Here is a 7,171-nt window from a genome sequence, read left to right as displayed (position 1 = left end):
ACCCCACCCCACCCCGCTCCGCATGATCGTTGACGTCGAGGCGACTCAACACGCCGAGAAGAAGGCAGCCAGAACGTCAACGATCCGGTCGTCTCGGCCCGACCCGGCCTGCGCGGCGGGTGCTCACGGCTCGTCGGTGGCCGGCTGCAGGGCGGCGTACCGTCCCATGTGGTAGATCAAGGGGTCGCCCGCGCCGTGCTGGCCGACCAGCGGCTCGGCCAGCACGATCGCGTGGTCCCCGGCGGTCACCCGCTGGGTGACCCGGCAGAGCAGCCAGGTCACCGGTCCGTTCAGCAACGGCACCTCATACGGGCCGTACCGCCATCCGGAGTGCGCGGCGAACCTGTCGATGCCGCTGGTAGCGAAGGTGCGGGCGACACCCCGCTGGTCCGCACCGAGCAGGTGCACCGCGACATGCTCTGCTTCGGCCACCGTCGGCCAACTCGACGACGACCGGGCCAGGCAGAACGACACCAGCGGCGGGCGCAGGGAAACCGAGGTGAACGAGGTCGCGGTGAACCCCACCGGCGGGGAGCCCGCGGCAGTCACCACGGCGACCGACGCCGCCTGCCGGCGCAGCAGGGAACGGAACGTGTCCGGGTCGACCGGCTCGACCGGCTGGGCAGTCATGCCATTCCTTCCGGCACCGACAGGATCTGGATCCCCGCCGAGCCATCCTGCGGTTTCATCAGGCCGTCGTCACCTCGATGCTGATCGGTGCACCGCCGCGGACGAGGGTGTTGTAGATCGGACAGCGAGCGGCGAAGTCGTCCACGTAGCGCCGGCTCTGCTCCACGTCGGTGTCGGCGAAACTGAAGGACAACTCGATGCTGGCGAAGCGGGTGCTGTCGTTCTCGTCGACCAGGTACGACGCGCCGATCTCCAGCTGCGGATACGGCAACTCCCACTCGACCGATCGCGCCGCGATGAGGTTGAGGGCGCAGCCCGCGAGGCTCGCGAGAAAATAGTCCGCCGTACCCGGATGCTCGGCGTACTCCAGCAGTTTGCCGTTGTCGATGGTGAACACCGCGGCGCCACCATCCGCCTCGAACCGGCCGATCACCTCGGTCGTCCGCAGCGCCAGCGTGTACGGGGTGCGTTCGACCGGTGGCGTCGTCACGCGGCACCTTCTTCCGCGGCCTTGGCCCGCGCGGCCAACCGGTTCGGCGCGGGGCCGAGGCCGAGGTGCTCGCGCAGGGTCGAGGTGGTGTATTCGCGCCGGAAGACGCCCCGGCGCTGGAGTTCCGGGATCACCAGGTCGACGAAGGCGTCGGCCGGTCCCGGCCAGTAGGGCTGGCAGATGGCGAGGCCGTCGAAGGCCCGATCCCGGAAGTTGGACTCGATGAAGTCGGCGAGCTGTTTGCCGTCCCCGACGATCGCCGGCTGCGACATGGGGTTGTTGCCCATGTAGTGGGTCAGATCCTCCAGGGTGATGTCCTCGTCATCGAAGCTCGCAATCGCGTTGTCGATGATCCACGCCTTCTCCGGAATGAGCGTCCGGTCGATCGCCGCCAGGACCCGGTCCCGACCGGTACGGCCGGCCAGATCGATGCCGAGTTGGCCGGAGAGCACCTCTGGCACGAAGACGTTGATGTTCAGATCCTGCACCTCGCGGAACTTGGCGTGCGCGTCCCTGGCGTTCTCGGCGACGTACGGGGTGATGCCGGCAATCAGCAGATGATCTCCCTCGGCGCGTCCGTGCCGGACCACGCGGGACTTGATGTCGGCGTAGTACGCCTTGTTCCACTCCGCGTGCCGCCACTGGATGAACCGCATCTCGGCGTACTTGGCGGCGTACTCCAGCGACCGCTCGGAGTATCCGGGATGCATGAACGGCACATGCCCCTGCGGTGGCCGGGGGAAGTTCAGCGGACCCCGCACCGCGAAGTGCTTGCCGGTGTGGTCGATCCGTCGCGCCTTGGTGACGTCCTGGTAGACCCCGCTCTCCTTGTCCGCGACCAGCCAGCCGTCCTCCCAGCTGTCCCAGAGGTCCCACAGCACCTCGGTGAACTCCTCGACCCGGTCGTAGCGGTCTTCGTTGTCCAGGTGGCGCTCTCGGCCGAAGTTGAAGGCCGCGGAGAGGTCGGATCCGGTGACGATGTTGAGGCCGAGTCGACCACCCGAGAGGTGGTCGAGAGTCGCGGTGACCCGCGCGATGTGGAAGGGATCGTTATAGGTCGCGTTGAAGGTCACCACCAGGCCCACCTTCTCGCTGAACGCGGCCGCGTAGGCCATCAGCGTGAAGCCCTCGATGGCGAAGAGATGGTCATGCGACACCTGGACGTTCTTGCCGGTGTACGCGAAGTCTCCCCGGTGGGCGGAGCTGGTCAGCGAGTTGCCGACGAAGAAGAAGTCAAGCTTTCCCCGCTCAGCGATCTTGACACCTTCGGAGACCAGAGCGGGGTCGGTGTATCCGTCCGCTTCGGCCTCCGGCAACCGCCAGGCGCTGGAGTGGCGGCCGATACCGCTGTAGACGAGGCCGAGTTTCACGTGTTCCTGCGTCATGTCTGGGCGAGCCTTTCCTGCTGCGAGAGGGGAGTTTCCGGTTCCGCTCGTGCCTGTCTGCGCAGCGCACCCAGCTGTTCGACGCCCAGGTGGGAGAACAGTTCGGCGCGCCGATCGAGCAGCTCCGTGGCGGGGACAGATCCGTCTGCGGCCCGTGTCACCGTTACCTGATGGGCGATCCGCCCCCCATCGAGCACGAGCACCCGGTCGGCCAGGAGCACCGCCTCGTCGACATCGTGCGTAACCAGCACGACGGTGGTCGCGTGTCGGGCCCAGATCCGGACCACCAGTTGGTGCATGGCGATGCGGGTGAGCGCATCGAGGGCACCGAACGGCTCGTCGAACAACATCAGTCGGGGTTCTCGGACGAGCGCACGGGCCAGGGCCACCCGCTGCGCCTCCCCACCTGACAGGGTCAACGGCCAGGCCCGACTCTTGTCGGCGAGGCCGACCTCGGCGAGCGCGTCGAGGGCTGCCGCCCGCGCGGTCCGCGGCAGACCGATCGTGACGTTGTCGAGCACATCGAGCCAGGGGAACAGCCGAGCTTCCTGGAACACCACCCCCACGCCGTCCGGCACGGTGACCTGGCCCGCGTCGGGCTTGTCCAGACCCGCGAGCAGCCGCAGGAGCGTGGACTTGCCGGAACCCGACCGGCCGAGGAGGGCGACGACCTCGCCCTCCTCGACGGTCAGGTCCAGGCCGTCGAGCACCCGCTGGGCACCGAAGAAGCGCGAGACGCCGGTGGCCAGTTGGAGCATGTCAGCCACCGAGCGACGTGACATCTACGTAGTTCTTGGAAAGGTCGGGGAGGCTCTTGCGGAAGCCGAAGCGTACGGTCTGCTCGCCGACCTCCTTGATCTGCGCCAACACCTCGTCGTTGATCGCGACGACCTCACCCGGGTCGAAGCCGACGACGAGGTCGACGAGATTGGCCGGCTGCCCGTCCGCCAGTCGCGCCTTGCGCTCCAGTTCGCGATCGGCCCGGATCTGCTGGGCCTGGTTGGCGAGCCCGTCGAACACCGCCTTCACAGAAGCGGGATGCGCGTCGAGGAAGCTGCGGGTGACCACGAACAGGCTCCAGTTGCGCGCCGAGGTCTGGGCGTTGGTGGTCAACACCGTGGTGTCCTTGATCAGTTGCGCCGAGGCAAAGAAGTTGTCCCAGGTCGCCAGGGCATCGACGTCGCCGCTGGCCAGCGCGGACACCCCGTCGGCCGGGTTGGCGATGTAGACGGTCTTGACGTCGGTGGCCGGCACGCTTGCCGACTCCAGGGCGGCACGCAGCACGTACTCACCGGTCGACCCGGGGGTGCTCACCGCGACCCGCTTGCCGGCGAGATCGGCGACGGTCGCGATGCCGGCCTGGTTGCGGACGACGATTCCCTGGTTGTCACCGCTGTTGCGGATCGCCGCGAAGGCCACCAGCGGGGACGCGGAATCCGCCTCGTTGAAGAACGTGGCCACCGAGTTCGACGTGAAATCGATCCGGCCGGCCTTTGCCGCCTCGGACGCCTCCACCGGAGCGAACGGCCCGTTCCACTGCACGGATCCGCCGATGCTCTTGAGCGCGTCCGAGACGGCGTTGCTGTCCTCGGCGAGGGTCCACAGGCTCGTGCCACCGAAGTATCCGACCCGGGCGACGGCCGAGTCGCCCTGAGACGGCGACGAGCCGGTGGCGGCTGTCGCGGCGGAGTCGGAGTCACTCCCGCAGGCAGCCAGGGCAAGTGCCGTGAGGATAGCGACGCCACCAACTCCGAGTGACCGCTTGCGAACCTGCGGCAGTAGTTTCATGTCAATCTTCCTTTGATCTTGTAACACGAACTCGATTTGTTCGACGGCTCTCATTACCTGGCCCCTGACGCCAGCGGAAAACTCTGCGCTCGATCAACTCGACGAAGGCGTCGGTGATGAGCCCCAGCGCCGCGTACAGCACGACGCACAGGATCACGACATCGCTCTGCCCGTACTGCCGCGCGTTCGTCAGCAGGAACCCGATCCCACTCACCGCGTTGAGGCTCTCGGCCAGCACGAGCACCGCCCAGGTGATGCCGAGCGCGTACCGGATCCCGACGAACACCGATGGCAGGGCTCCGCGAAGGAGCACCCGGGTGGAGAGTTGGTAGCCGGTCAGACCGTAGACCTTGCCCGCTTCCACAAGGCGTCGGTCCACGTTGCGGATGCCGCCGAAGGTGTTGAAGTAGACCGGCACCGCGGTCGCCAGCACCACGAGAAGGACCTTGGTCTCCTCCCCGATGCCGACCCAGAGGATCAACAACGGAAGCATGGCCGTGAACGGCACCGCCCGCACGATCTGGATCGGCTTGTCCAGCCCGTACTCGGCCCAGCGCGAGAAACCGGCAAGCACACCCAGCAGAATTCCTGCCGCGATACCGATTGCCGCCCCGAGAAGCCCGCGGACGATGGTTACGGAAACCGACGTCCACAACAGATCGGCTTCGGCGAGTTCGACCGCAGCGTCGACCACCTCGGTGGGGGACGGAAGAAACTGGGTCGACACCGATCCGGTGGCCGTTGCCGCAATCCAGATTGCGACAATAATTAACACGCTCAACCAGGGCGCTAAACGCAACCTCAACCACAGCCGCGATAAGTCTGGGCGAGCAGCGGTGGACCTCATCACGACCTTCCGTAGCGCAATATAACCGCCTGCCACCACGCGGCAGGCGCTCAGTTGTCCTAGTAACCAGATAGGAGATGAGGGGATACTACCCAGCAGGTCGAGCCACACCTAGAGGCGTTCGATGTGACCGACACAACATCACCGACCGGCCCAGGGCGCCGACGCGAGAGGCACTCAGCGGACGGCCATGCAGTTAGTCGACTGGGCCATTTGGCCGACTACACGACGTTCCATCAGCCACCCGGAGAAGACCACATTGGCGGTGGATAACCATTTCATCCCGGTTAACGCCACACCCCAATGCAACCGCACGCTAACAGCACGTGCGCGAGAGTCGAAAAGCCGAACCATCGCCCGGACGACTTTTCATTAATTATCCTCGATCAGGCAGCAGCAATGCGTACGCACACCCACACGGAAAGCAACCCGCGGGAGCCACGCACGAGATGCGGCGACCCGTGGCCTCCGCCGGCCCTGATACCGCGACATGCCGCAACCCGCCCCGGGCATCACCCGGATGATCAACTCCGTTTCAGCGGAATGGCGGGGTACCGGTGGGCGGGATACCGCCATTCCGCCGAGACGGCGACCGGGCAGGTCAGGTGGTGGCGCGTTCTGCGGCGGCCACGGCGTTGCGAAACAGCATGGCGACGCGCGGCGCGACTGGCCGCCATCGCCGGTCTGACCCGACCGTCCTGACTCGCGGCCGGCACCCGTCGCGCGAGATCCCGCATCTGGCACCCTCGACCGTCCGGGAGGCCGCGGGATACCGCATCCCGGGCAGCATCGCCGGCCGGCGACCCAGCATCAGCCGGTCGGCGACCCACCGATCGTCTTCTTCAACGCCCGGCACCTCCACCAGCAATTGGCGGACCGTTCTGCCGGACCGCCAACGGCCTGGGCGGCGGAACAGCGGCCGGATCAAGGGGCGACGGACCCGAGAGCGTGGATCGGCGACGTCGGAGCGCCATTCCTATGTGGATAGATACTGGGTACGCTGACGGGCGCATCGCCACCACCGCCGATGTTGCCCACTCCATGCCGCCGCGTTGACGCCTGCCGCCCGGGCAGGACGTTCGACCGCGCTCCGGTGGGCAGTGATGTCAACCCCTTCTGCGCGAAAGATGCTAAATGAACATTGGACGGGTGATGCGAGACCGCCTGATCGGCGGCCTCGTGGGGGTGGTGACCGCGGTCTCCCTGTTACTGGGAGTCGGCGCGGTGCAGGTGAGCGCCCAGCCATCGAACGACGAGGATCTCGTCATTGAGATCGACTTCGCCGATCCGGCTTTGGCACCGTACGTACGACAGGCCATGGAGGAGATCGCGGACGACTATCCGCGGCTCAGTGACGGGATCAGGTCGCTGATCGGCGGTAACGGCATCGGCGAGCTGCCACCGGCGGTCTTCGTCGACTTCGACGGCGAGGTCCAGGTCGAGGGAACCGTCGTGACCGTCACCATCCCCGGATCCGAGATCTGGGCGACGACGAACGGCTGGCAGGGTGCGATCGCGGCGACGCTCGGCGTGGTGGCCACCGTGGCGGTCACCGGCCTCTGTCTCATGTGGGCGCCGGAGATGGCCAGCATCTGCGGGTTTCTTGGTGGGTTCTTCGGTGAGCTGCTGAGCAATGTCGCCTCGCAGTACTTCGACGGGCAACTGACCGACCTCACCGCGTGGGGCAACACCCTGGCCCGCAGCATGGTCTACGGGCTGGGTGCCGCCGGGCTGGCCAAGCTGACCCAGCCGTACTTCCCGCAGATCTACAGCACCCTCGTCAAGCTGCTGGAGAAGACCTGGGAGAAGGCCAAGCACTGGTGGTGGCACGCGGGAGAGGTGTTCTGGATCGTCCTCTGGGTCTTCCGGTACGCGGGCAAGGAAGCCTGGCGGCTGCTGACGAACGCTGTGGGAGCGAGCACCGGGTGTCCTCCGGTGACCGGCGCGGACAGCGAGGAGTGGACGCGGCAGCGGCTCATCCAGAACATCCGCGAACTCCTGGATCGGCTGCGCAGCATGCCGGGAGGAACC

At 66.8% G+C, this 7,171-nt stretch carries 7 protein-coding genes; 1 reads left to right on the top strand and 6 read right to left on the bottom strand.

Features of this window, described 5'->3' with window-relative positions:
* Positions 1 to 123 precede the first annotated feature (123 nt).
* From C1I93_RS26600 to C1I93_RS26575, 6 genes are read right to left on the bottom strand one after another with little or no spacing between them, the layout of a single operon-like run.
* Positions 124 to 630: a flavin reductase family protein gene (locus tag C1I93_RS26600; RefSeq protein ID WP_111246023.1), complete on the bottom strand. Its 507-nt coding sequence runs from the start codon at positions 628 to 630 to the stop codon at positions 124 to 126.
* A 58-nt stretch (positions 631 to 688) separates the two neighbouring features.
* The gene (locus C1I93_RS26595; protein ID WP_181445338.1) at positions 689 to 1,120 is read right to left on the bottom strand and encodes an OsmC family protein; all 432 of its coding nucleotides are present in this window, start codon (positions 1,118 to 1,120) and stop codon (positions 689 to 691) included.
* Positions 1,117 to 2,505: an NtaA/DmoA family FMN-dependent monooxygenase gene (locus C1I93_RS26590; RefSeq protein ID WP_111246021.1), complete on the bottom strand. Its 1,389-nt coding sequence runs from the start codon at positions 2,503 to 2,505 to the stop codon at positions 1,117 to 1,119. Before C1I93_RS26590 ends, C1I93_RS26595 begins: the two co-directional genes overlap by 4 nt.
* Positions 2,502 to 3,263, bottom strand: coding sequence for an ABC transporter ATP-binding protein (locus C1I93_RS26585; RefSeq protein ID WP_223256605.1), 762 nt, complete (start codon positions 3,261 to 3,263; stop codon positions 2,502 to 2,504). Before C1I93_RS26585 ends, C1I93_RS26590 begins: the two co-directional genes overlap by 4 nt.
* Position 3,264: 1 nt before the next feature.
* Positions 3,265 to 4,293 (bottom strand): ABC transporter substrate-binding protein, encoded by a 1,029-nt coding sequence (locus C1I93_RS26580; protein WP_181445337.1) that lies wholly within the window; start codon positions 4,291 to 4,293, stop codon positions 3,265 to 3,267.
* Position 4,294: 1 nt separating this feature from the next.
* Positions 4,295 to 5,068, bottom strand: a complete 774-nt coding sequence (locus tag C1I93_RS26575) for an ABC transporter permease subunit (RefSeq protein ID WP_181445336.1) — start codon at positions 5,066 to 5,068, stop codon at positions 4,295 to 4,297.
* Positions 5,069 to 6,289: 1,221 nt separating this feature from the next.
* On the opposite strand from C1I93_RS26575, the gene C1I93_RS26565 reads away from it, so the two are divergent.
* The coding region (locus C1I93_RS26565; RefSeq protein ID WP_146603584.1) for a hypothetical protein at positions 6,290 to 7,171 on the top strand (882 nt) is incomplete at its 3' end.

Origin of the sequence: Micromonospora endophytica (assembly GCF_003236305.1) — a bacterium.
GTDB classification, from domain to species: domain Bacteria; phylum Actinomycetota; class Actinomycetes; order Mycobacteriales; family Micromonosporaceae; genus Micromonospora; species Micromonospora endophytica.
This window is presented reverse-complemented; position numbering and strand designations above follow the sequence as displayed.

What these genes read in the sequence shown, in the direction of transcription:
- C1I93_RS26600 (WP_111246023.1), bottom strand. Translation starts at nt 630, where the DNA reads ATGACTGCCCAGCCGGTCGAGCCGGTCGACCCGGACACGTTCCGTTCC.
- C1I93_RS26590 (WP_111246021.1), bottom strand. Translation starts at nt 2,505, where the DNA reads ATGACGCAGGAACACGTGAAACTCGGCCTCGTCTACAGCGGTATCGGC.
- C1I93_RS26585 (WP_223256605.1), bottom strand. Translation starts at nt 3,263, where the DNA reads ATGCTCCAACTGGCCACCGGCGTCTCGCGCTTCTTCGGTGCCCAGCGG.
- C1I93_RS26580 (WP_181445337.1), bottom strand. Translation starts at nt 4,293, where the DNA reads ATGAAACTACTGCCGCAGGTTCGCAAGCGGTCACTCGGAGTTGGTGGC.